Source organism: Bacillus sp. ok061 (assembly GCF_900108285.1).
Taxonomy (GTDB): domain Bacteria; phylum Bacillota; class Bacilli; order Bacillales; family Bacillaceae_G; genus Bacillus_A; species Bacillus_A thuringiensis_S.
The window spans coordinates 98,092-121,909 of record NZ_FNUW01000007.1; the positions used below are offsets into that span (position 1 = coordinate 98,092).

Genomic DNA, 23,818 nt, shown 5'->3' on the forward strand with positions numbered 1-23,818 from the left:
CATCCCTTCATGTACGTTTAAAATAAAAAAGAACATTTGTTCGTATATTTATATTTTACTATTAAAACGCTATAAAGTAAAGGGTTTTTGATGAAAATATAACAAAAAAGACACCTTATAAAAGGTGCCTTAAACGCTGTAGGAAATAGGGTTTACCCTAACTATTTATATTATGATACAGAAACAATCTCTTCTGTATCTTCTACATCTAAATGACAGTCCATAGTACGAACATCTTGATCTTCATGACTTCCGAAATAAATAGTAATTTTCATATGTATCGCTCCTTTATTCTAGGAATACCTAAAATAATTACTAGTAATGTTAATATTTATTATATACCACTTTTTTCATTCCGACAACGTTATATCATTTTTAATTATTTTAAACTATAGAGCACAATTTAAAGAGGTACTTTTTATAGAAAAAGGTAAATTTCTAATATGTTATATTTAATATAGAAGAATTCGAGGAGTACTTTTTATGAAAAGGAGAACTATTGATGAATTATAAACAACTACTAATAGATAACTTTGCATTTAAAACTTCATATGTTGCGCAATTTGTGCCCGGAATGAGTATAAAAGAAACGCAAGATTATATTGCTGTTGATTGCGGATTACCTGCAGATACATTCAATGTCATTACTCTACTAAACAATAATTTAACGGTAGGGATAGAGAAATTATATAAGGAGGTAGACTACTATAATCAAAAGAAATTTCCAATGAGTGTTTGGTTATGGGATGAAGAGCAAGAGCGGGATATAAAAAGCAAGTTAAATAAAATCGGTTTAAAAGAAGCGGAGCAAAATATTGCGATGGTAGCAGACTTAAAAACAATTTCTCCAACAATAAACATGCCAGTAAGTTTTACAATTCAACAGGCATCTTCACCTGCACAAATAAAAAAATTTGGAGAAATGTTAGCTAATCTATTCGGCACATCAGAAGAAGGTATACATGTACAAGCATTCTATAATCAAATTTCTAATCTTGATATATGTAACAGTGAAAATATGAAACTATTTTTAGGATTTTATGAAGGGGAAGTCGTAACTGTTGGTTCATTGATATGTTCAAAAGATAGTATTGGTATTTATGACATCGCAACTAAAGAGGAAATGAGAGGACGAGGATTCGGATCTACTATGTTCAATTTCCTTCTGCAAGAAGCACAAAAATTAAAAAATATGTATTGTGTGTTACAAGCTTCACCCGATGGAATCAACATTTATAAAAAATCGGGATTTCAAGCTATTGGCAAAATGACTGTATTGGAAAATCGACATTTAATTGAGTAAATCATTCAAGTTAAATCGTCTTTATATAGGAGCTTATAAATCGTTATGAAAAAGATATATCTCGCTACAATAATTTGTGCCTTTATAGTAATAAGTATCTTTGTTTTTCAGAAAATAAATGAACATAAGTATACTAAAGCTATTAATCAATCAAATCATATAAAAAATATCGCACATAGAGGTGCTTCTGCGTATGCACCTGAACATACAATAGCAGCATATCAATTAGGCCAACAAATGAATGGAGATTATATAGAAATTGATCTTCAAATGACAAAAGATGGACATTTAGTGGCTATGCATGATGAAACATTAAACCGTACAACGAATGGTACTGGGCTGGTAAAAGAGCATACATTAGAAGAAATAAAGCAACTAAATGCCGGCTCTCTTTTCAATGAAAAATATCCGAACTTAGCAAAGAAAGAATTTGAAAATGCAAAAGTCCCAACATTAACAGAAATTATTGAAACGTTTGGGCATAACGCGAACTATTATATCGAAACAAAAACACCTGATGAATATCCAGGAATGGAAGAAAAATTATTAGAAATTATTAATCACTACGAAATACAGGATAAAGTGATTATTCAATCGTTTAGTGAAGAAAGTCTACAAAAGATTCATAGCTTAAATAGTAATATATCCATAGTACAATTATTACCTTATAAAAAAGCAGTTCAATTAACAAAATTAGAGATAGAAAAGTATAAAATGTACTGCATAGGTCTTGGTATGAATTACAAATATATTGATTCAGATTATGTAAAGAAAATAAAGAAAAACGGATTAGAAGTTCATCCATTTACAGTAGATAATGAAAAAGATATGAAAAAGTTACTTTCATGGGGAGTCGATGGGATGTTTACTAATTATCCGGATCATTTACATTCAATATTATTGGATTTGAAAAGTCATGAATAAGAAGTGTTATTCATAAAGGGAAAATTTACAAAACCTGTATATTAGGATTATCAATGCAAGAAGGCATGTAGCATATAAAAAGAAAATACCAAAAACCGCAACTTGAAGACTTAGGTTGTGGTTTTTTTATTGCTTCGATTTCAACTTACAAAGTTTGAAGCTAGAAGTGAAAACCTTTTTAGATGAATTGGCTTCTTATGTATTTGTACTTCGTATCGTTCTAGGTATATGTACAACCCATGAGACGAATTTTGCATAGGATAATAGAAAAAGAGATGTTGCATATTGAAATACCACAATAGAAATGTAAGTAATCTGAATAAATTAGCGGATAATACGAAAGCTGCAGCTTTTAAGTGGTATCAGTACTGTATCGACAATGAAATTGAAGTATTAATTTATGAAACAATCCGTACGGTCGAGCAACAACGTGAATATGTTCGTAAAGGAGCATCGCAAACGATGCGCTCATATCACTTAGTAGGACAGGCATTAGATTTTGTTCCAATTCAGTCGAATGGTACAGAAGATTGGAATGGCTATAATAAAGAACCGTGGGAATCAGCAATTCGTTATGCTAAACAAATTGGTTTTGAATGGGGCGGTGACTGGAAAGGATTTGTGGATAGCCCGCATTTGCAATATAACTACAAAGGTTATGGAACGGATACTTTTGGAAAAGGTGCTCAAAACGTAGTGACTCCTCCTCCATCGAATAATAGTGTAGGGGTTGCTTATATTAACGGTAGTAATGTAAATTTACGAAAAGGACCTGGTACTGGATATGGCGTTATTCGTCAATTAGGGAAAGGAGAGTCCTACAAAGTATTTGGACAATCAAATGGCTGGTTAAATCTCGGTGGCGATCAGTGGATTTATAACGATCCATCATATATTCGTTATACGGGAGGAAATGTATCAGCACCTTCACAATCATCAAACGAGGGTGTAGGTGTAGTTACTATAATCGCTGATGTATTGCGTGTTCGTACCGGCCCAGGAACAAATTACGGCATTGTGAAAAACGTGTATCAAGGTGAAAAATATCAATCATTTGGATATAAAGATGGTGGGTATAATGTTGGTGGAAATCAATGGGTTTCTGATGAATATGTTACATTTGTAAAGTAAAAATAAGAGCCGTCCTGTTGGGCGGCATTTTATTTTAAATATTCATAGGGCGAGCACTCATGATATCATTTGTGATACATAGATTATAATTTTTCATTCTAATAATCAGAAAGTAATCAAAATGTAATTAATTTCAACTACGCTTTTTATATTTTTTTGATACACTGGCTACGAGGGGGATACCAATTAAGGTGGGTAAAAACCAAAACCATATTGGCGGAAGTAAATTTATAATGGGAATATGGATGCCGATATTTACTAAAAGTGCGGTGACTGCACCTATATAAGAACCTAACATACCTCTAATGTGGTGATGGAGCCAATTTTTCCAACGTTTTTTTCGTGCGAGGTATCCATAAATTGCAAATGAATAAGAGAAGATTGCTACATAAAATAAATATGCGATTTTATCCCAGTTGATAATGGATAATATTATTGCCGTAAGGGTAATGACAACATAGGATGCATGATATATTTCGCCCCATTCGGTATGTTTTCCTTTCTTCTTTTGGGCAACCATTGCTACAATACCAGTGATTAAGCATATTGTTCCAAATAGTATGTGTATGGTTAAAAGAATGTTAAAAATGCTCATAATAATTCCTCCTTTTTTATTTTTATAGTATTGCAGTATAGGAGAAAAGTTGAAACATATTGTTTGTTGGCCTTAATATTTTGAAATAAAGGTAATCCTAGAACAAATTTAAACGGACAAATTTTTCTTGATTTTAGTGAGCCACGTATTACGTGAAATGAAGGAGAGACTTCCATGTTTACATCTATTACATATTTACAATCAGGGAATGACAAACAACAAAAGGTATATGATGTTTTAAATAAACTAAACATAATGGAGGATTTAGCTTTGTATAGTCCCGTTCTTTGCGGGACAATCCCTATAAGAATTGATACTCTCCAATCTGACTTAGATATAGTAATGGAAGTACATAACTTTGATGTTTTTGAGCAGGAAATGAGATCTTTATATGGTTCTTATAGAGGGTTCAACATAAAAAAGAAAAAAATGAAAGGTACTGAATCGATAAAGGTAAATTTTGAATTCGAAGGTTTTGAATTTGAATTATTTGCTCAACCGAAGCCAGTGCGTAATCAAAATGCATATAGACATATGATAGTGGAACACATGTTATTAATGCAGCATCCCCATATAAGGAAAGAAGTTATTCGCTTAAAGGAAAAAGGTTTAAAAACAGAACCTGCTTTTGCTCAAGTATTAAATATTGACGGAGATCCTTATGAAGAACTTATTTTATTGGGACAAGAAATGAGATTGTGGTAAATAAGATACGTAAAAAAATCCTCCAAAAACAAAAGAGGATTTTTTTATGCCGTTAACTTTCGAATTAATTCACTGAGCAATTTAATCCCGTAAGTCATTTGTTCTGGAGAAGCATATCCATATGATAAACGAATGTACTGATCTGATTCTTCTTCATAAATACGTCCTGGGTTTAAAAGAATTCCTTTTGATAGTGCCTCTGAAAATAGTTTTTTCATCGGAATGTTATGTACAACCTTTAGCCATATAAAAAATCCACCACTAGGAATATCCCACGATGCAATATCTGCACAATATTTATTTAAAGCTCGTATCATTATTTGTCTTCGCTCTTTCAGGTGCATTCTTACGTTTGCTACATGTTCTTCATAAAAACCTTCATTTATCCATTCAGCAGCTACTCTTTGAGATAAAGAGCTGGATCCATAGTCTGTTTGCATTTTTATATCTGACAATCTATCAATAACAGGTTCTGGTCCGATTATCCATCCAATTCTAAGTCCTGGGCTAAGTGTTTTAGAGAGACTACCAATATATAATACATGTCCATGTTTATCCATCGACTTTAAAGGAGCTGGAGGTGATTCATCAATCCATAACTCTCGGTATATATCATCCTCGATGATAGGCAACTGCTCCTTTTCACATATTTTTAATATTTCTTTTCTTCGCTCTTTGGACATTAATATCCCCGTTGGATTTTGAAAACAAGGGATTGAATATAAAATATTATTCTTTTGACTATATTTAATTCGTTTTAATAAATTGTTAGGTAAAATACCGTGATGGTCCATTGATATACCGGATAAATTTATATTTGCTGATTGAAAAACATGAAGTGAATATAAGTAAGAAGGTTGTTCAAGTAAAACAGTTGATTTTCTATGTAAAAGACCAATTGATATTAATTGTAATGCTTGGAGTGCACCAGAGACTATTAATATAGAATCCGGTGATGCATGTATTCCAAATGATTTTACGTATTTGCTTATTGCTTCACGTAACGGATAAAAACCTTTTTGTTCCTCGTATCCGAAATAATCTAATTCCTCACTGACGTTTTTTATTATAGATTGCATAGTTTCGAGCGGGAAAAGATGAGGTGCAAGTTCACCTTTACTAAGATGGATAAGCGTTTTATTTGCTTCTGCTGCATTTATTTCTCGCACCATTAACTTACTTGGTTTATGAATACCGGCCTTTACATATTCACTCCAATCGGGCGGGGGATTAGTTGCTAATAATGACCATGTATTATTTGTTACAATTGTTCCTGCTCCGATTTGTCCTTGAATTAAACCATCTGCCATAAGTTCATCTAGCGCAGTTATTACAGTACTTCGATTTACATGAAATAATTTTGCTAACTGCCGCTGACTAGGGACTTTACTTCCAATTGGCCATTCTCCGTTTTCAATTTTTTCTTTCATATAGTCTATTATCTGCCGATATTTAGGCACTTTTTTATCGGTTGTCATATAAAAAACTCCCTCGTTTATTTAAAAGATTCAAAGTGGTTGGTTTTTCCGGTAAATAACTGGTTGAAGACATTGTATCAACTATTAAATATGATGAAAAGAAATAATTGGTAATTTAAAAATGGTTGGTTTTTTAAGGAAGGAGAGAAAACATGCATAATAAAAAATGGGATTTACGCATTATATGTGCTCACGCTTTTACAATTCTTATATGGGGAACTGCTTTTCCAGCAATTCGTATGGGGCTTGAATCTTATACGCCTGAACACCTTACTTTACTACGCTTATTAATCGCCTCATTTATACTTTTGTTATTTTCATTTATATACAAACTACGACTACCGGATTTAAAGGATATCCCAGCAATTTTTATATTTGGTGCTCTAGGGTTTACTATTTATCACATCGCATTAAACTACGGCGAAAAAACAGTCAATGCTGGATCTGCAAGTTTAATAATTTCAGTCACTCCAATATTTACGGCAATTCTTGCTTCTGTTTTTTTGAATGAAAAAATGAAATTAAATGGTTGGATCGGTGGTGTAATGAGTTTTGCAGGAATTGCCTTAATTTCATTTAGCCAAGGCGACGCTATTCAATTGAATAGCGGGGGATTATTTATATTATTAGCGGCGATTTCAGAAAGTTTATTTTTCGTTTTCCAAACATCTTACTTAAAAAAATACGGCTTCTTACCATTTACCATATATACAATTTTGTCTAGTACTGTATGTATGCTTATTTTCTTACCCGGAGTTTATCAAAATATACTAGCAGCTCCTCTTGAAGTTAACTTGAGCGTTATATATTTAGGTGTCTTTCCAACAGTACTCCCGTATATAGCATTGGCCTATATTATATCTCATGCTGGTGCTTCTGAAGCAACAAGTTCTCTATATTTAACGCCAATAACTGCGTGTTTCATTGCTTGGATATGGTTAGGAGAAGTGCCAACTTTAGTTTCGATAATTGGCGGAGGAATTACTATACTTGGAATTGTGATTGCTCATATACCAGTATTAAGAAAAGAAAAACATAGGAATTTAGCAAATAATCAATCCGTATAATGTAATTCAATAATGATTTTATGATACTTTTTTATATAGTTTCTTTCTTATGTTGATAAATATAATATTTTGTATTTAAGTTAAATATTGTATGTTACATTTTATGTAGTAAGCATTTTAAAAGGAGCTGACAACATAATGAATGGAAAAAGAAAAATTTTCACATATATTTCTATTGTAGGAATCGGACTAGCTAGTTTTTCTAATTCTAGTTTCGCAGCAAGTGTAACGGACAATTCAATACAAAATTCTATTCCCGTAGTTAATCAACAAGTAGCTGCTGCAAAGGAAATGAAACCATTTCCCCAGCAAGTTAATTATGCAGGCGTTATAAAACCGAATCATATTACACAAGAAAGCTTAAATGCTTCTGTAAGAAGCTACTACGATAATTGGAAAAAGAAATATTTGAAAAATGATTTATCTTCTTTACCTGGTGGTTATTATGTAAAAGGAGAGATTACGGGTGATGCTGATGGGTTTAAGCCACTTGGAACTTCAGAAGGGCAAGGGTATGGAATGATAATTACAGTATTAATGGCTGGTTATGATTCGAATGCTCAAAAAATCTATGACGGCTTATTTAAAACAGCAAGAACTTTTAAAAGCTCTCAAAATCCTAATTTAATGGGATGGGTTGTCGCAGATAGTAAAAAAGCACAAGGTCATTTTGATTCTGCTACTGATGGGGATTTAGATATTGCGTATTCTCTTCTTCTTGCTCATAAGCAGTGGGGATCAAATGGAACGGTTAATTATTTGAAAGAAGCACAAGACATGATTACAAAAGGTATTAAAGCTAGTAATGTTACAAATAATAGCCGACTAAATTTAGGAGATTGGGATTCTAAAAGTTCACTTGATACGAGACCATCTGATTGGATGATGTCACACCTTAGAGCATTTTATGAATTTACAGGTGATAAAACTTGGCTTACAGTTATTAATAATTTGTACGATGTTTATACGCAATTTAGTAATAAGTACTCTCCAAATACAGGACTTATTTCAGATTTCGTTGTAAAAAACCCACCACAACCTGCACCTAAAGACTTCTTAGATGAGTCAGAATATACAAATGCATATTATTACAATGCTAGTCGGGTACCATTGAGAATTGTAATGGACTATGCGATGTACGGCGAGAAAAGAAGTAAAGTCATTTCTGATAAAGTTTCTTCGTGGATTCAAAATAAAACGAATGGAAATCCTTCTAAAATTGTGGATGGTTATCAATTAAATGGATCTAATATTGGTAGTTATTCAACTGCTGTATTCGTTTCGCCATTTATTGCTGCAAGTATAACGAGTAGCAATAATCAAAAGTGGGTAAATAGTGGATGGGATTGGATGAAGAATAAGAGAGAAAGCTATTTTAGTGATAGTTACAATCTATTAACTATGCTTTTTATTACGGGAAATTGGTGGAAGCCTGTACCTGATGATAAAAAAACACAAAATCTAATAAATGATGAAATCTATGAAGGATACGATAAATAATCAAATTTGAGAATATTTACCTAAGAAAAGGAATTAGCATACGCTAGTTCCTTTTTTATATCTTGTAAAACATTATCCATTTTAAACTTTGCATATGTATACTTGCTTTTTTCATATAAATAGCTATTGATGACTCTATTTTTTTATGAGGGGAGAGTATTTCTTGGAAAAAGTATTATTTTTCGGAGACCCAGGTATTGATGACTCATTTGCCATTATGTATGGTTTACTGCATCCCAAAATCGAAATTGTCGGTATTGTAACTGGATACGGAAATGTTGAGCATATACATGCTGCACATAATGCAGCGTATATTTTACAGTTAGCAAATAGACAAGACATTCCTGTCATTAGTGGTGCAACAAAACCACTTACAGAAGAAATTACTACGTACTACCCTGAAATTCACGGAGCAGAAGGATTAGGGCCCATCCATGTTCCAAAAAACGTATTATCTATTCCAATATACAATTTTGGTAGTATTGCTGCGATTCTTATAAAGTACGGAAAAGATTTAACGATTGTTGATGTAGGAAGATCTACCTCGTTAGCAATCGCTTTTAATTTATGGAATGATTTAATGCTAAATGTAAAAGGAATATATTTTATGGGTGGTGTTTTTTTAGAAGTAGGAAACGTTACGCCGTTAGCAGAAGCAAACGTGTATGGAGATCCTATAGCAAGTAAAATTGTTTTCCATCAAGCAAAGAATTTATTAATATTCCCTTTAAATGTAACAAACAAAGCAGTTTTAACACCAAATGTATTTAATTACATCCAAGCTAATACAAAGAATCCATTTCATATGATAATGAAACCAATGTATGATTACTATTTATCTGCATACCAAAAACTTAATCCATCTATCGAAGGACCTTTGCTACATGATGTGGTTGCAATAAGTGGATTAGTAAATCCAAGTTTTTTTGAATTTGTGCATCGTACAGTAAATGTAGATACATACGGAGATACGAAAGGACAAACAGTTGCTGATTTCCGCCCTAGCTCTATATCTGAAGGAGCCCATATAGCATTAGAAATAGATGAACAAAAATTCATTCAAGATTTTATAAAAATCATGTTATAAGTTGTTGTCGAAAAAGGGAATTATTTCAATGCGTTGAATATAAAAATACATCCCTCTAGATAAAGGAGCTTACAATATTGAATGTCCAGTTAAAGGTTGTTACGAGAGAAAATTGGGAAGAAGCATTAAAGCTACAAGTTAAAGGAAATCAGTTGAAATTTGTTCCATCCGTAGCAGTTTCGCTTGCTAAAGTATATATAAAACCAGATGGTGACAATGTAGAGTATATACCATTCGCTATATACGATGGTGACCTTATGGTTGGTTTTGTTATGCATGCTGTTGTAAGAGAGACATCGGATATGTATTGGATTAACGGATTTATTATTGATCAATCGCAGCAAGGTAATGGTTATGGAAAAGCAGCATTACAAAAAAGCATTTATTTGATCAAAAATACATGTAAGGCGTGTAAAGAAATTAGATTAACCGTACATAAAGATAATGTCTCTGCAAAGAAACTATATGAACGTTACGGTTTTCAATCATTAGGACATGAATATGATGGTGAGCAAGTGTATCGTTTATTTGTTTAACTATTATGAAGTAAAAGTGTGAAATTTGAACAAGTATAGATTGAATGACTAGGAGGAATATCAATTGAAAAGTAAATTCCATCATATTGTACGAGCAGTCATGATAAAAGATAAAAAATTATTAGTTGCTGAATACATTGGCCATCATTATTTTTTACCTGGTGGCCATATTGAAATCGGAGAATCAGCAGAGAATGCATTAATAAGAGAGTTAAGAGAAGAACTTGGAGTTAACTGTAGTATACAACAATTTTTAGGAGTCATAGAAAATCAATGGCAAGATAAAGAAGTGCTTCATCATGAAATTAACCACATTTTTGAAGTAGAGTCACAAGATTTACATACGGACTTAACACCGAAATCTAGTGAGTCTCATTTAGCATTTCAATGGATAGATTGTAATAAAGAAGCCTTAAATCATTATGAAATCATGCCAATGCCTTTAGTGAAGGAATTACTAGAAAGAAAGTTAAGTGATGAACTACTAAATTGTTGGATTAGTAATTTTTAAATCACTTTATTTATAGTAAATACGTCCATCGAATGAATATAAAGAAAATAGGCTGAAAAACAAGGTACATCACCTAGTGTAAGTTCATATTTTGTTGATGTACGCATTTAGTCTATAGTCTTGTTTCTACTTTGTTTAAAAGAATTTATTAACTTTAATATTTGGACGGAATTTACATTTATAAATGGAGGGTTTCATAATGAATCAGTTTCAACATGAACTACAAACATTAAACCTTAATGATTATCAAACTGGTAATGTTGTGTATTGGGATCAACAACAAAGTCAATATCCATACTACTACATTCAAGACGATGCACGTCGTTGCGGCGGATGCGGAGGGTGTGGTGGACGCTGTGGCGGTTGTGGTGGACGTTGCGTAGGTTGCGCTGGCTGTTTTGGTTGCTTTAATTGCTGGAACTGGTGGGTTATTTAAGTATAGAAAATCCAAGTTATTTTATATGAAAGAAAGGTGTAAATACTGTTTATACTTTTCTTTCATTTTGTAATTTTGTATTAGTGTTAAGGGGGATTTATTTGTATACATACGAAAAGTTGATTTCTTGGGTAGAGAATATAAAAGAAAAAAATTATAGTTCTGCTACTGCACTTTGTATTATAAAAGATAATAAAATCGTACTAGAGCATTATAGTGGTTATCACTCAAATACATCTACAACCAAGAGAGTAACAGCATCTTCACAATTTAACGTTGCTTCTGCTCGAAAAAGTTATTTAGGATTAATGATAGCGTATGCGCTTTACGAGGGGAAAATAAATTCTATCGATGATGAAGCGATAAAATATTTTAAAGACTTTGATCCTGTATTGCTTGGTAAAACGACGATAAGACATTTAGTAACACATTCGCACGGATTAGAAGAAACGAATGACGGGACAATTTTTCGTGAATTTGAACCGGGACAATCATGGGCGTATAGAGATATTAATGTAAGAATGATGACACGTCTTATTTATCAGCTATATAACAAAAGTTTTCCTGAATTGTTAAAGGAGCGTGTGTTTAAACCTGCTAATTTTCAAGAAACAGGTTGGAGAGTTCAGCGAGATGAAAATTTAGTTGACGTTGTTAATAATCCAAATGAAGACGCAATTAGTGAAATTGGTACGGTAGATGACGGTACTGAAAAAAATTTATTTGTCTCAGCTAGAGAATTTGCGCAGTGGGGCAATCTTCATCTAAATCAAGGCATGATACATGATAAACAAATCGTTCCAAAAGAAGTTATAAAAATCGCTACGAGTTTGCAGAGCCCAACATTTATAAACAAAGAGCTACCACAAAATGGGGTGTTTTGGTTCATCCAAAATGAGCCTGCACAATTAAGCGAACTTGGTGAACGTATTCCAAAAGGATCGTATCAAATATTAGGGATTACTGGACCGACTATTTTAGTAATACCTGAATATAATGTAGTTGTTGCAAAAATGTATAATAAAAGATATAACTACGGTGGTGATAATTACTTATATTATTTACGTGAATTTAGTAATTTAGTCGCTGATACATTTAGTAACGGTAATAGGGCATAATTACTCCTATAACAAAAAGGAGTGATTGAAAGTGAAAGATAAAGTGAACAAAAATAAAAAGCAAAATATAAAAGATGTAAATACAGAACAAAATGCAATTTATAGCGATCCTAAAGATGCAGCTAATATGCAAACTGTACCGCAGCCGAAAGATTTTGATGAAATCGAATATTAATTTTTCATCCGACTATATGATTAATAAAAAATACGTCTTAAGTCTCATCACATATAAGAAATTATTTGATAACATATATACATAAGCATTTGAAAATGTCTTATCTTAACAAAGCTTTCTTTAGAAATATCTGATATAACCTGCAAAAGGCACTTCTTTATGAAGTGTCTTTTTGTGTATATGAACTTAATTACCATTTTCCGTACAGTATCTTGCAATTTATGATGGATATACTAACTGTGAAAATTCATGTCAAGATAAAAGAAGGGGACAGTTAGTATGAAACAAACTTCTATAAATCCGTTACTAATTGTTCTAGGTACAATCATTGTTCAAATTGGCCTTGGAACAATTTATACATGGAGTTTATTTAATCAACCCCTTGTAAGTAAGTTTGGATGGAATCTTAATTCAGTAGCGATAACTTTCTCCATAACAAGTTTTTCTTTATCATTCTCAACTTTATTTGCAGCAAAGTTGCAGAAAAAATTAGGACTGCGGAAACTTATTGCTACTGCAGGAATTGTTTTAGGACTCGGCTTAATACTTAGTTCACAAGTTTCTTCCTTACCACTATTATATTTATTAGCTGGTGTCGTTGTTGGTTATGCGGATGGAACAGCTTATATTACATCACTATCTAATTTAATTAAATGGTTTCCAAATCGGAAAGGGCTTATTTCAGGTATATCTGTATCAGCGTATGGAATGGGCAGCTTAATCTTTAGATATATAAACGGAAATCTTATCGATAACCTTGGTGTATCACAAGCATTCTTATATTGGGGTATTATCGTGTTACTTTTAGTATTAATCGGATCGTTCTTCTTACGTGAGGCAATTGTAAGTAATGCTGTAACTGAAACATTACACAATGACTATACTCCGCGTGAAATGATGCGAACGAAACAAGTATATCTGCTATTTTTTATGTTATTCACCTCGTGTATGGGTGGTTTGTATTTAATAAGTATGGTAAAAGATATCGGCGTACAACTCGTTGGACTTAGCGCAGCAACTGCTGCAAACGCCGTTGCTATGATTGCAATCTTTAATACAGTAGGTAGAATCATTCTTGGAACGTTATCAGATAAAATCGGCCGAATGAAAATTGTCTCTGCAACATTTATTATTATAGGATTGTCAGTCTTTACTTTAAGTTTTATTCCGCTAAATTACGGAATCTATTTTGCTTGTGTAGCAAGTGTCGCCTTTTGCTTCGGCGGTAATATAACTATATTCCCAGCTATTGTCGGAGATTTCTTTGGATTAAAAAACCATAGTACAAATTACGGGATTGTCTACCAAGGTTTCGGATTTGGTGCGCTTGCAGGATCATTCATTGGAGCGATACTTGGAGGATTTCAACCAACTTTCATTATAATTGGTGTTTTAAGTATTATTTCCTTCATTATTTCAATATTAATCCGTCCACCAACTGCAGAGAAGACAAAGGAACTAAAACATTTACATCGGAAAGTGGCTTAATTTTAAAAAGAGTCCTTATGCTAGGGCTCTTTTTTATTCCATTAACTTTGCTTCTTTACGAACTCATTAAAGACAGGACAATTTCATTATAAAATTGAATAGATGAGTAAAAAGGAGCGTGACACTTAAAATGAAAATAGTGCAGCAGTGGGTACAAGAAGATAGTGATTACATAAGAGAGAAAGTAATTGAATATAATCAAAAATATCTCGCAGATGAAGAAAAAACACCTTCACAAAAGGTTAGCTTCATAGTAAGAGATGAAAAAGAAGAAATCGTAGGTGGGGTAACAGCGATAACTTTTTGGCACCACGTACATGTTGACTTTCTATGGGTGTCTGAAGAATATAGACACGAAGGTTATGGAACCAAGTTAATAAAACTTATTGAAGAATTTGCAATTGAAAAAGGCTGTAGGTTAATTAATTTAGATACTTTTAGTTTTCAAGCTCCTGATTTTTATAAGAAACATGGATATAAAGTAATTGGAGTAAGTGAAGATCATCCGAAAGGACATAATCATTATTATTTAGAAAAACGGCTAAAAAGTATATAGAATTTGTTAACATTAGTATTTGGAATACAAATGCAATAAGGGCGAGGTTATTATTAATTTCAGTATTAATTGAATCAATTTTCATTCTAAAACTGCAAGAACGTACTTTGGATAATCTTCCTAAGGTACGTTCTTTTTTTATATCAGTAGCCTATTCTTATTAACTCCACCAATAGCCGTAAAGGCAAGACTTAACTAACTTATATATATTAAAAGGAGTTAATGGTAGAATGAATAGAAGACAGAAAATTCCTTTTATTAAAAAAAGAGGAGGTACATATGAAAAAAGTTAATGTTACATACGCGATTTTGTACGATAAAACTAATGAAAAGATCTTAATGGTAAAAAACAAAGGGGAAAATGGTTCTTATTATACATTACCGGGTGGCGCAGTTAAATTAGGAGAAACGTTAGAAGAAGCAGTAATTCGGGAAGTAAAAGAAGAAACAGGGTTACATATAAACGTAAACGGGATTTGTTCTATCAGTGAGGCCTTTTTCGAGGAAAGAGATCATCATGCAATTTTCTTTAATTTTCTAGGCGAAATAATTGGCGGAGAGACATATATATCAAGGCCAAAAGAAATCGAAGAGATTACTTGGATGGAATTACATATAGCAGCACCGTATTTACGCATACCAGAACATTTACTAGATTTTTTACGAAGGAAAGAAACAGTACCGTACCTTTTTAACGGAACAATCGTTCATCAATCTTCATAAAAATATTATCTCATGTAAGGCGGGGAAAACATGGAGTTTATAGTTAATCACAAACAATTCACTCAAGCACTTTCAGAAGTAAGTAAAGCAATATCAACAAAATCTTTAATTCCTATATTATCTGGCATAAAAATAACTGCAGATCAATCTGGAATTACTTTAATTGCAAGTAACTCGAATATTTTTATCGAAAAATTCATTCCTGTTTCAATTGAAGACGAAAAGATTGCAACTATTTTAAAGGCAGGAACTATTGTTGTACCTGCAAAGTATTTCATTGAAATAATAAAGAAAATGCCAAGTGATATAGCAATAAAAAGTAAGAATGAGCAAATTATTAAGATACAATCAGAAGAAATCACATTAAGTTTAAATGGATTTCCTGCAGATGAGTTTCCGAATGTACCGCTTATAGACAATCATGCAGAAATCAAGGTAGAGACAGAGCAATTGATTGAAGTATTTAAACAAACAGTCTTTGCGGTAGCAAAAAATGAATCTAGACCTGTTCTTACAGGGTTGCATATAGTTTTATCTAATAATAAGTTAATTTGTGCTGCAACTGACTCACATAGACTAGCGATACGTGAAACGCGAATTTCCTCAGATGTAAAAGCAAATTGTATTGTACCAAGCGCAACCATTAGTGAACTTCTAAAATTAATGAACAGCAATTCGGAATTCGTATATATTTACCTTTCAGAGAGTCATATTATATTTACGCTCGGAACAACTACATTATATTCAAGACTAATCGAAGGGAAATATCCTAATATTTCTAACCTTATTCCAAATGATTTTAAAACGATTATTAATGTAGATAGAAAAAAGATATTACAAGGTGTAGACCGATCAAGTTTATTAGCAAGTGAGTGGGCCAATAACAATGTTAACTTAGAAATCATAAACGAATCTACAATTAAAATTTCTTCAAACGCTTCTCAAATTGGGCAAATATCCGAAACGCAACAAATAGATGTGATTCAAGGTGAAAAACAATTAAATATATCTTTCGATGGGCGTTTTATGGTCGATGCTTTAAGAGCAATAAAAGAAGAAACGATTACTTTAAGCTTTGGCGGTTCTATGAGACCGATATTGATTGAAGGAGGAGAGCAATCTGCAGCAGTACATCTTATATCACCAGTAAGAGCTTATTAGGGATAGAGGAAGGGATTACATTATGTACAAGCAGACTTTTGTTTTATGAAATCATAAATTAATACATTATAAGAATGATGTATTAGTATAGCAAACAGTTTACTAAATCCTACATAATATAATTCAATCATAGACAAAGCAGCAATGGTAATCTGAAATACAAAGCAAAATAATAATAATCTAAATATAAAAGCCATAGATTAATCGATACGGGGTGAGTACGATGAAGAAAATAATTGTTTTACTCATTGGTATAGTTTTAATTATTTTTGCTTTTTATCAATACAACAAAAAAGACTATGCAGCTAAAAGCACTAACTTGTATGTAGAAGACTTTAAAGGGGCAAATGATTCAATAAAAATACAATCTGCTATTAATAAAGCAGCGTCTAGTAAAATAAAAACCGTATTGCTTGATGATAAAAAGTATAAAATCACGTCACCAATCATTGTTAAAAAAGGTGTGAAATTATTATTTAGTTATGGATCACAATTTGTGATTGAGGGAAACTTTAGAGTTCTAGAACTAGAGAAAAACGCATCCATTGAAGGAGCGTATATAGCTATTGACGATCCTAAATTTAACTCTGAAGTTATTTATTTAGACGGTAAAAATAAATATTATAACACTTGGAACAAAACACAAATAAAAGATATAAATATTATTAATTGGACGGAAACGAATAAAGGTACCGGAATTTCTTTATACTCTGCTGGAAAAGAAAATGAAATTTCGTTTGTTAACTTCGAAAACATTAAAATTGTAGGAATGGAAACCGGACTAAAATTAGTAGCAAAAAAACCGAACACCGGACAAGCTTGGATAAATGCCAATCGTTTTATGAACTTTTCTTTAGAAGACTGTGTAAATATGATTTATATGGACAGTCAAGTAACTACGCCAAATGAAATTAGTGGGAATCAATTTACAAATCTTCAAATACAGCCTTCAAATAAAACAAAAAGCATTGTAAAGGTAAGTGGTCAGCATAATGAATTTCATGGAATGGTGTGGGATTTAAATAAAATAAAACATGAAAACGAACTCATTGAACTGACTGATAAGAGTATGAATACAATGGTTGAAATGTCCAGTGTACCAGCAAATAGAGTTTTAGATAGTGGGAAATCCAATATAATAAAGTAATATTTTTATTTATGAATTCACTTCTAAAAGCAGATAGAAATAAAAATTTTAGACAGGAGATTCAATATGTGGAAAACAAATATTATCAAGACTACTAGAGGAAAATTTGAGTATTTTGTGAAGGGAGAAGGTCCGCCTTTATGCGTTACACATATGTATAGTGAATATAACAATAATGGAAATACTTTTGCAAACCCATTCACTGATTTTTATAGCGTATATTTAGTTAATTTAAAGGGTTGTGGGAATTCAGATTTAGCAAATAGCGATTCCGAATTTAGTATGACGGAAACGGTTAAAGATTTAGAAGCGATTCGCGAAGCTTTATATATTAATAAATGGGGATTTGCTGGTCATTCAACAGGAGGGATGTTAGCTCTTGTATATGCGACTGAAGCACAAGAAAGTTTAACGAAAATAATTGTTGGTGGCGCAGCGGCGAGTATGGGATATGCATCCCATAAAGATAGTATATACTGTAGTAAAAATGAAAATTTTAATAGAATCGTATCAATTATGAATAAATTAAATGATGATAGTATATTACAAGAAGAAAGAAAAGCATTGAGTAGAGAGTGGGCACTTATGTCTTTTTATTCTGAAGAAAAGCTTGAAGAGGCATTAAAATTGCCGAATAGCGGAAAGACAGTTGGCAATCGGTTAAATTATTTTAGACAAGTTGAATATAAAGATTATGATGTTCGTCAGAAACTTAAATTCGTAAAAATCCCAAGTTTTATATACTGTGGTAAGCATGATGCGCAATGTCCCTACATATTTTCTCGTGAAATAGCAAATTTAATTCCGAACGCAGCATTAACTAAATTTGAAGAAAGTAATCATAATCCATTCGTTGAAGAAATAGACAAGTTTAATCAGTTTGTAAACGATACATTATAATCAATAAGTAAAAAGCGAATCTTCTATATAAGACAGATTCGCTTTTTACTATAATTAGACTTTTCGCCACCAAGCATACCTAGGATAGTCTGTAGATTTCAACGTAATAGATTCGCCAATTTGAGGCGTTGTAATTTTAACTCCTAAACGGTTAGCTTCTTTCGTAACACGTTCTATCGGGTCACTCCATTCGTGTAATGCTAACGTAAAAGCACCCCAATGAATCGGAAGAAGCAATTCTCCTTTAACATCAATATGAGCTTGTACCGTTTCTTCAGGCAACATATGAATCGCAGACCACCTCGGATCATATTGCCCGCATTCCATTAATGTAAGATCGAATGGACCGTATTTATCACCAATTCCCTTAAAGTGAGGGGCATAACCGCTATCACCACTAAAGAAAATTTTAGTCTCTTGACCAAGAATAAGCCATGAACACCATAATGAACGATCTCTATCTGTCATACCACGTCCAGAGAAATGCCTTGCAGGTGCACATACTAACTTAATATTATCAAACGTAATTTCGTCCCACCAATTATGCTCACTAATTTTACTAGGCGAAACACCCCATTTAATAAGATATTGTGCAACTCCAGTTGGAACATAAAAGTGCTTTGCGCGATCTTTTAACTGCATAATACTTTTGTAATTCAAATGATCATAGTGATTATGAGAAATGATAATCGCATCAATTTCTTGAAGGTCATCACGTTCTAAAGAAAAAGCACCACTATAGCGTTTACTATTAAACAGGGGAAATGGGGAAGAGGCATCTCCAAACATCGGGTCTAATAACAGTTTTTTACCTTCTATTTTCAAAAGAGAAGCAGAATGGCCAAACCATGTAACACTCTCTAACGATTCATTATCTTTATTTGATAAAACGATAGGCAAATCCTTTATAGGACGCAGCTTTGATTTTATTTTAAAGTAATCCGTCATTAAACTTATAATATCTTTCGGTTTAAAACTCATATCAGTATGAATTTGATTTGTATATTTCTTATTCATTCGTTCTCCTTTTTACGATTAACAATATACGTATGTTGTTATTGTAGCTATTTTTAGTTTAAACTAAATTATTTTACCTTTCATCTAAAATGCCTTGTATTTCATAAATCCGTCAAATTATAAAGTACAAATCGCACAGCAGCAGCTAAGACAAATATTAAGTACATGTAAATTGTTTTTATTTAGTAAATTCCTTCTTATACGCAACAAAGAACATATGTTTCATTGTATGTTATAGAAGAAAATATGTCTCTAATAAAAGAAAGGAAGGAGAGGATGTAAGTGCACCTCAGAAATCGCTATGCTTGCTAATGTGTCTGCAAGGTATATTCGTATGGTTTTATCAGACAATAACGTACCAAGGCGCGCTATAGGGAGTTGGAAAAGAAAGTATGACATAACAGAAGATTATTTTAAAACGTGGTCAAACAATATGGCTTATATTTTAGGGTTTATAGCAGCAGATGGTGTTATACAGAAAGAAAATCAATGTGTCAGTATATCTCAAAAAGAAAATTACATTTTAGAAGATATAAAACAAGAACTAAACACCAACCAGCCACTATATCGGAATAAAAAAACAGGCGTATATATGCTAAACATTAATAGCAAAGTAATAAAAGACGATCTAATGAATATTCACGGAATCATGCCATGTAAATCATTTAACATTGAATTTCCTTTAGTACCAGAAGAATATTTGCATCATTTTGTTCGTGGATATTTTGATGGGGATGGTTACGTTAAGTATGAAACTTATACAGTAAGCTTTGTAGGAGGATCATATAACTTTATGAATTCTTTAAATCAGGTACTACAAAATCATAATTTACCAGCCGATTTACTAAATCAAAATAAACATTATCGCGTCATTTTAACCGGAAGAAAACCAATACAACTATTTTCAAAGTGGATTTATAAAGACAAAGATATTTATCTGCATAGAAAATATGAAGAATTTCAGAAAGAAAGTCTAAGTCTAGATCAATTAAAAGATCGAAAGCTAAAAAGAACTCAAGCTGCTGTTAAGCAGAGAAAACAAAATTTCCTTAAGGAATATATGAAAAATAAATGTATCGCTAAAACTTGTTCCATTTTAGAAATAAAGGAACCAACTTTTAAAAGTTGGTTAAAAAATGATAATCAATTTAAAAAAGACTATGAAAGAATTCATTCATTATAAAAATGCAAGAAACCTTAGTATATCTATGCTAAGGTTTCTAATTTGGGATTATTAGAGGACACTCATTTTCGTTTATAGAACTTAATAAACACATAGATTTTACAATGAATTTATTAGTAAGGAAGGGAATATGAAATGCTCACTAATAATAGTCCGGAGAATATATTACATACAGCTTATGAAGGAAAAAGGCTTTATAACCTTTGTGAACCTCTAATTAAACCAACACTTAAGATCATTGAAGATCATTCAAATCAAATTGAATCTATTTCAAAAAGAAACGACACGTTTAATTATTTATCTAAAGAATCGTATAGTCTGTTACTGTATAGTAGTGTGTTATTAGATTTTGGACAAATAAATTATATTGAAGAAAACTATTAAAAAAAGAAACGACCTTTAAGAAATAAGAAAAGATATTATTATGCTATTCAAGAACAAGAACTAACAGATAAAGAGGCTTTCGTGATGTATGGTAATACGTATTTAGATTTAGGAGAAGTTCAAATTGGTCTTTATGGAAATGCTCGATATTCAACATTAAATTTAATAACAGCAGGTAACGAAACATTTACTGATATTAATTATAAGAAAGAGCAATTAGTAAAAGGTTACGTAGCAACAGATAGACAAATAGATTTACATTTAAATATAGTTTACGAAAAATTAGGTTTATATCAAAATTCAAAACCTTTTATCCCTGTATTTAAATCAACAGACTTATCTATACTTAACGAAATTGCAAACACAATCAGTAAAGATTTAGTCTTATTGTTTAAAGAAAACTATAAACCTTTAAAAGAATACTTTGTGAGCAGCAGATACTCTAAAGAAATAACTTATGATGAGTTTTTTATCTGGTGGTATCACTTTTTCTATACAAAAGTAACTGAAGAATTAATAAAACAAGGTGTAATTATAACAAGCGCACAAGAAAATCAAACGTACATAATCCATTAATAACTTTAGATTAAAGTGCTAATATACTTTTACAAATGTAGCAGCTAAATGGATAAATAATTATTAGTAAATAGAGGATAATCTGAAATTAAAATCTAACATATGAAGAAAATGAAATATTTAAAGGGGAGAAGAGCTGTGCAAAAGAAATTTATCAATCCAGAAACGATGCCACCAACTTTTGGATACTCGCATGTAGTCGAAGTTAGTAACGCTAAACGAACAATTTACATATCTGGATAAGTAGCGATTAACACTGACGGTCAAATAGTTGGAATTGACGATTTAGCTACACAAACGCGACAAGTATTCGAGAATATTAAAAGTGCATTAGAAACCTCGGAATTAAAATTTAATGATGTAGTCAAATTAACATTTTTCTTAACTGACATTTCTCAGATGGCCATTGTTAGAGATATTCGAGATCAATACATCGATACTAAAAATCCACCAGCAAGTTCAGCTGTAGAAGTTAGAAAGTTAATTAACGATAACTTTTTAATTGAAATCGAAGCAATTGCTGTAGCAAACTAATTTTAAAAACTTATTATGAATCATATCCATGCAATTCGTTTAATGCGTTCATTTAAAACGAATTGCATTTTTTATTGTCTTAAATATAATTTATATCTGGAGACATTATCATCAACAACTCATAAAACAACAACAAATAAGCACACAATCGATTACACAGAATGAATCCGATGAAAAGGGAAGCGTAACAATCTACACTAACATATAATAAGTTTATTACTTTCATCCAGTTAACATAATATATATTATAGGCAGTTATAGAAACAAAGCAATATCAGGTATCAAAACCCAAGTAAACTATACTTAATGAGACGAAACAGAGATTTTTAGTGAGATTCACATGAAATCTTATCTAAACAAATTTCTTCAGTTTTTATCGTTTTTATTTGTTATAAATTCATCACAGCAAATCTTAATCAATAATCACTTAAGATTTAACGAATTAAAAACATTTTTGATTGGTAAGAAATTTTTATACAGAAAAATTATTTCTATACAAAATATAAATTAGTAATTTTATTTTATGTTTTACTTAATGAATTTATTGCTATTTGCACATGTTTTACAACTTTACATTATTTGTTGTTATTTCTGTTATTTAGGCTTGACTTTCATTACACTCATTGTTTTTTATTCTAGTTAACATAACGCTTATTTTTAACATAAAAAAATCCTCCTCACCTTCAGGAAGATTTTTTGTTTGCTATTATTTTATTTATATCTTCTAGTAACAATCCCAATTGTAAATGACATTGGAAAAATCTAGATTTAACAGCTCTTCCTTACGTATAAAGAAATTAGCAACCCCAGAATCGCCCCACATAATATTTAATGAATCGTCTGTATCGATTTGCAGCAATAATATGTCATGTTGCTGGTATTTTTCTTCCCATTCTCTCGGATCTGTCTGTGTGAAAAATGGATATCCACCAATTTTATGTCCTTGATCTTTACATAAATCATCATACAGTTCGCCTAATTCTGTATTATTTTCTTCATCAACAATTTCTTCCCAATCAATATCCTCACTAAACATCTTTTCAAATCGATAATCCCTTGACGTTACGGGTTGATAACCTAATTCAAACATTAATTTCGCTGCTTCAGGTATGATAAAGTCCTCTAATTCTAAGGTGTTTAAATAACTAAAATCAGTAATAACCTTATTTAAATCTTCTATAATTGTAGAATGATAAATAATTCGAAAGTCTTTTTGGATTGTTGGATGATCAAAATCTGCTCCGTAAAGCTCATCACCAGCACTTACGAAAAACTGTAACATTCCCTTTTGAGGCATATATTCAACATGCGGAATTTCTTCAAAGTTTAACTGCGCAAGTAACATCATAGGTTGTCCGTTTGAGTCTTTAGGATGCTCTTGATCTATAGGTAAATACGGATATCCACCAAACTTACTTTCAAAAAGCGTTGTCTCTGCTTGCGTTCCAGACACTTTAACATACGGTTTCACACTTTCTTCTAAAATACTACGATACTGTTCTAGATCTTTCGGAATTTGAAGTTGATACGTATTCTTCACTACATTTGCCTCCCTTTAGTAATGAATTGAAAATGCCTAACTT

Annotated in this window: 22 protein-coding genes and 3 pseudogenes; 21 read left to right on the forward strand and 4 right to left on the reverse strand. The window is 31.8% G+C overall.

The window, feature by feature from the left end; translation table 11 throughout:
- Positions 1-502: 502 nt before the first annotated feature.
- From C4S65_RS12045 to C4S65_RS12055, 3 genes are all read left to right on the forward strand, one after another.
- Complete coding sequence (locus C4S65_RS12045) at positions 503-1,303, forward strand: GNAT family N-acetyltransferase (RefSeq protein WP_140337743.1); 801 nt, start codon at positions 503-505, stop codon at positions 1,301-1,303.
- Between the two features lie 45 nt (positions 1,304-1,348).
- Positions 1,349-2,227 carry a glycerophosphodiester phosphodiesterase gene (locus C4S65_RS12050; RefSeq protein ID WP_000725621.1) on the forward strand — a complete coding sequence of 293 codons (879 nt, stop codon included), beginning with the start codon at positions 1,349-1,351 and terminating at the stop codon, positions 2,225-2,227.
- A 285-nt stretch (positions 2,228-2,512) separates the two neighbouring features.
- Positions 2,513-3,358 (forward strand): M15 family metallopeptidase, encoded by an 846-nt coding sequence (locus tag C4S65_RS12055; protein WP_086406242.1) that lies wholly within the window; start codon positions 2,513-2,515, stop codon positions 3,356-3,358.
- Positions 3,359-3,491: 133 nt separating this feature from the next.
- Here C4S65_RS12055 and C4S65_RS12060 read toward each other — a convergent pair whose 3' ends face one another.
- Positions 3,492-3,953, reverse strand: coding sequence for a DUF2306 domain-containing protein (locus C4S65_RS12060; RefSeq protein ID WP_000021743.1), 462 nt, complete (start codon positions 3,951-3,953; stop codon positions 3,492-3,494).
- Positions 3,954-4,127: 174 nt separating this feature from the next.
- Here C4S65_RS12060 and C4S65_RS12065 point away from each other — a divergent pair, with 174 nt between their 5' ends.
- Positions 4,128-4,658, forward strand: a complete 531-nt coding sequence (locus tag C4S65_RS12065) for a DUF4269 domain-containing protein (protein ID WP_061667059.1) — start codon at positions 4,128-4,130, stop codon at positions 4,656-4,658.
- Positions 4,659-4,702: 44 nt separating this feature from the next.
- Here C4S65_RS12065 and C4S65_RS12070 read toward each other — a convergent pair whose 3' ends face one another.
- Entirely contained in the window at positions 4,703-6,136 is a 1,434-nt protein-coding gene (locus tag C4S65_RS12070; RefSeq protein ID WP_086406243.1) for a PLP-dependent aminotransferase family protein, read from the reverse strand.
- Positions 6,137-6,288: 152 nt separating this feature from the next.
- On the opposite strand from C4S65_RS12070, the gene C4S65_RS12075 reads away from it, so the two are divergent.
- From C4S65_RS12075 to C4S65_RS12140, 14 genes are all read left to right on the forward strand, one after another.
- A complete protein-coding gene (locus C4S65_RS12075; protein ID WP_061667061.1) occupies positions 6,289-7,203 on the forward strand; it encodes a DMT family transporter in 915 nt (304 codons plus the stop codon).
- A 138-nt stretch (positions 7,204-7,341) separates the two neighbouring features.
- Positions 7,342-8,703 (forward strand): glycosyl hydrolase family 8, encoded by a 1,362-nt coding sequence (locus tag C4S65_RS12080; RefSeq protein WP_061667062.1) that lies wholly within the window; start codon positions 7,342-7,344, stop codon positions 8,701-8,703.
- A gap of 163 nt (positions 8,704-8,866) precedes the next feature.
- The gene (locus C4S65_RS12085) at positions 8,867-9,790 is read left to right on the forward strand and encodes a nucleoside hydrolase (protein ID WP_086406244.1); all 924 of its coding nucleotides are present in this window, start codon (positions 8,867-8,869) and stop codon (positions 9,788-9,790) included.
- Positions 9,791-9,867: 77 nt separating this feature from the next.
- A complete protein-coding gene (locus C4S65_RS12090) occupies positions 9,868-10,326 on the forward strand; it encodes a GNAT family N-acetyltransferase (protein ID WP_061667064.1) in 459 nt (152 codons plus the stop codon).
- A 64-nt stretch (positions 10,327-10,390) separates the two neighbouring features.
- Positions 10,391-10,837, forward strand: a complete 447-nt coding sequence (locus C4S65_RS12095; protein ID WP_000836838.1) for an NUDIX domain-containing protein — start codon at positions 10,391-10,393, stop codon at positions 10,835-10,837.
- A gap of 199 nt (positions 10,838-11,036) precedes the next feature.
- A complete protein-coding gene (locus C4S65_RS12100) occupies positions 11,037-11,273 on the forward strand; it encodes a heterocycloanthracin/sonorensin family bacteriocin (RefSeq protein WP_142333772.1) in 237 nt (78 codons plus the stop codon).
- Between the two features lie 101 nt (positions 11,274-11,374).
- Positions 11,375-12,391 carry a serine hydrolase domain-containing protein gene (locus C4S65_RS12105; RefSeq protein ID WP_086406245.1) on the forward strand — a complete coding sequence of 339 codons (1,017 nt, stop codon included), beginning with the start codon at positions 11,375-11,377 and terminating at the stop codon, positions 12,389-12,391.
- A gap of 31 nt (positions 12,392-12,422) precedes the next feature.
- Positions 12,423-12,566 (forward strand): hypothetical protein, encoded by a 144-nt coding sequence (locus C4S65_RS34350; protein WP_000653680.1) that lies wholly within the window; start codon positions 12,423-12,425, stop codon positions 12,564-12,566.
- Between the two features lie 279 nt (positions 12,567-12,845).
- Positions 12,846-14,054 carry an OFA family MFS transporter gene (locus C4S65_RS12115; RefSeq protein WP_029442476.1) on the forward strand — a complete coding sequence of 403 codons (1,209 nt, stop codon included), beginning with the start codon at positions 12,846-12,848 and terminating at the stop codon, positions 14,052-14,054.
- 130 nt (positions 14,055-14,184) lie between these two features.
- A complete protein-coding gene (locus tag C4S65_RS12120; protein WP_000706910.1) occupies positions 14,185-14,610 on the forward strand; it encodes a GNAT family N-acetyltransferase in 426 nt (141 codons plus the stop codon).
- A gap of 279 nt (positions 14,611-14,889) precedes the next feature.
- The gene (locus tag C4S65_RS12125; protein ID WP_086406246.1) at positions 14,890-15,333 is read left to right on the forward strand and encodes an NUDIX hydrolase; all 444 of its coding nucleotides are present in this window, start codon (positions 14,890-14,892) and stop codon (positions 15,331-15,333) included.
- 30 nt (positions 15,334-15,363) lie between these two features.
- Positions 15,364-16,494, forward strand: coding sequence for a DNA polymerase III subunit beta (dnaN, locus tag C4S65_RS12130; protein ID WP_061667067.1), 1,131 nt, complete (start codon positions 15,364-15,366; stop codon positions 16,492-16,494).
- A 223-nt stretch (positions 16,495-16,717) separates the two neighbouring features.
- Positions 16,718-17,641: a hypothetical protein gene (locus tag C4S65_RS12135; protein ID WP_086406247.1), complete on the forward strand. Its 924-nt coding sequence runs from the start codon at positions 16,718-16,720 to the stop codon at positions 17,639-17,641.
- A 66-nt stretch (positions 17,642-17,707) separates the two neighbouring features.
- On the forward strand, positions 17,708-18,541 hold the full coding sequence (locus C4S65_RS12140; protein ID WP_061667069.1) for an alpha/beta fold hydrolase: 834 nt from the start codon (positions 17,708-17,710) through the stop codon (positions 18,539-18,541).
- A gap of 54 nt (positions 18,542-18,595) precedes the next feature.
- Here C4S65_RS12140 and C4S65_RS12145 read toward each other — a convergent pair whose 3' ends face one another.
- Entirely contained in the window at positions 18,596-19,558 is a 963-nt protein-coding gene (locus C4S65_RS12145; protein ID WP_086406248.1) for an MBL fold metallo-hydrolase, read from the reverse strand.
- A 286-nt stretch (positions 19,559-19,844) separates the two neighbouring features.
- Between C4S65_RS12145 and C4S65_RS12150 the strand changes: the two are divergent.
- From C4S65_RS12150 to C4S65_RS12160, 3 pseudogenes are all read left to right on the forward strand, one after another.
- A pseudogene (locus C4S65_RS12150) lies at positions 19,845-20,741 on the forward strand (LAGLIDADG family homing endonuclease); the annotation flags it as partial.
- A 135-nt stretch (positions 20,742-20,876) separates the two neighbouring features.
- Positions 20,877-21,701: pseudogene (locus C4S65_RS12155) on the forward strand (hypothetical protein).
- A gap of 138 nt (positions 21,702-21,839) precedes the next feature.
- Positions 21,840-22,235, forward strand: a pseudogene (locus C4S65_RS12160) (RidA family protein).
- Between the two features lie 724 nt (positions 22,236-22,959).
- Here the strand turns inward: C4S65_RS12160 and C4S65_RS12165 are convergent.
- A complete protein-coding gene (locus C4S65_RS12165; protein ID WP_098838503.1) occupies positions 22,960-23,775 on the reverse strand; it encodes a YwqG family protein in 816 nt (271 codons plus the stop codon).
- Positions 23,776-23,818: the final 43 nt, after the last annotated feature.

Bases quoted from the DNA above. Each gene is read 5' to 3' on its own strand.
- C4S65_RS12045 (WP_140337743.1), top strand. From the start codon at position 503: ATGAATTATAAACAACTACTAATAGATAACTTTGCATTTAAAACTTCA.
- C4S65_RS12050 (WP_000725621.1), top strand. From the start codon at position 1,349: ATGAAAAAGATATATCTCGCTACAATAATTTGTGCCTTTATAGTAATA.
- C4S65_RS12060 (WP_000021743.1), bottom strand. From the start codon at position 3,953: ATGAGCATTTTTAACATTCTTTTAACCATACACATACTATTTGGAACA.
- C4S65_RS12065 (WP_061667059.1), top strand. From the start codon at position 4,128: ATGTTTACATCTATTACATATTTACAATCAGGGAATGACAAACAACAA.
- C4S65_RS12070 (WP_086406243.1), bottom strand. From the start codon at position 6,136: ATGACAACCGATAAAAAAGTGCCTAAATATCGGCAGATAATAGACTAT.
- C4S65_RS12075 (WP_061667061.1), top strand. From the start codon at position 6,289: ATGCATAATAAAAAATGGGATTTACGCATTATATGTGCTCACGCTTTT.
- C4S65_RS12080 (WP_061667062.1), top strand. From the start codon at position 7,342: ATGAATGGAAAAAGAAAAATTTTCACATATATTTCTATTGTAGGAATC.
- C4S65_RS12100 (WP_142333772.1), top strand. From the start codon at position 11,037: ATGAATCAGTTTCAACATGAACTACAAACATTAAACCTTAATGATTAT.
- C4S65_RS12115 (WP_029442476.1), top strand. From the start codon at position 12,846: ATGAAACAAACTTCTATAAATCCGTTACTAATTGTTCTAGGTACAATC.
- C4S65_RS12120 (WP_000706910.1), top strand. From the start codon at position 14,185: ATGAAAATAGTGCAGCAGTGGGTACAAGAAGATAGTGATTACATAAGA.
- C4S65_RS12125 (WP_086406246.1), top strand. From the start codon at position 14,890: ATGAAAAAAGTTAATGTTACATACGCGATTTTGTACGATAAAACTAAT.
- dnaN (WP_061667067.1), top strand. From the start codon at position 15,364: ATGGAGTTTATAGTTAATCACAAACAATTCACTCAAGCACTTTCAGAA.
- C4S65_RS12135 (WP_086406247.1), top strand. From the start codon at position 16,718: ATGAAGAAAATAATTGTTTTACTCATTGGTATAGTTTTAATTATTTTT.
- C4S65_RS12140 (WP_061667069.1), top strand. From the start codon at position 17,708: ATGTGGAAAACAAATATTATCAAGACTACTAGAGGAAAATTTGAGTAT.
- C4S65_RS12145 (WP_086406248.1), bottom strand. From the start codon at position 19,558: ATGAATAAGAAATATACAAATCAAATTCATACTGATATGAGTTTTAAA.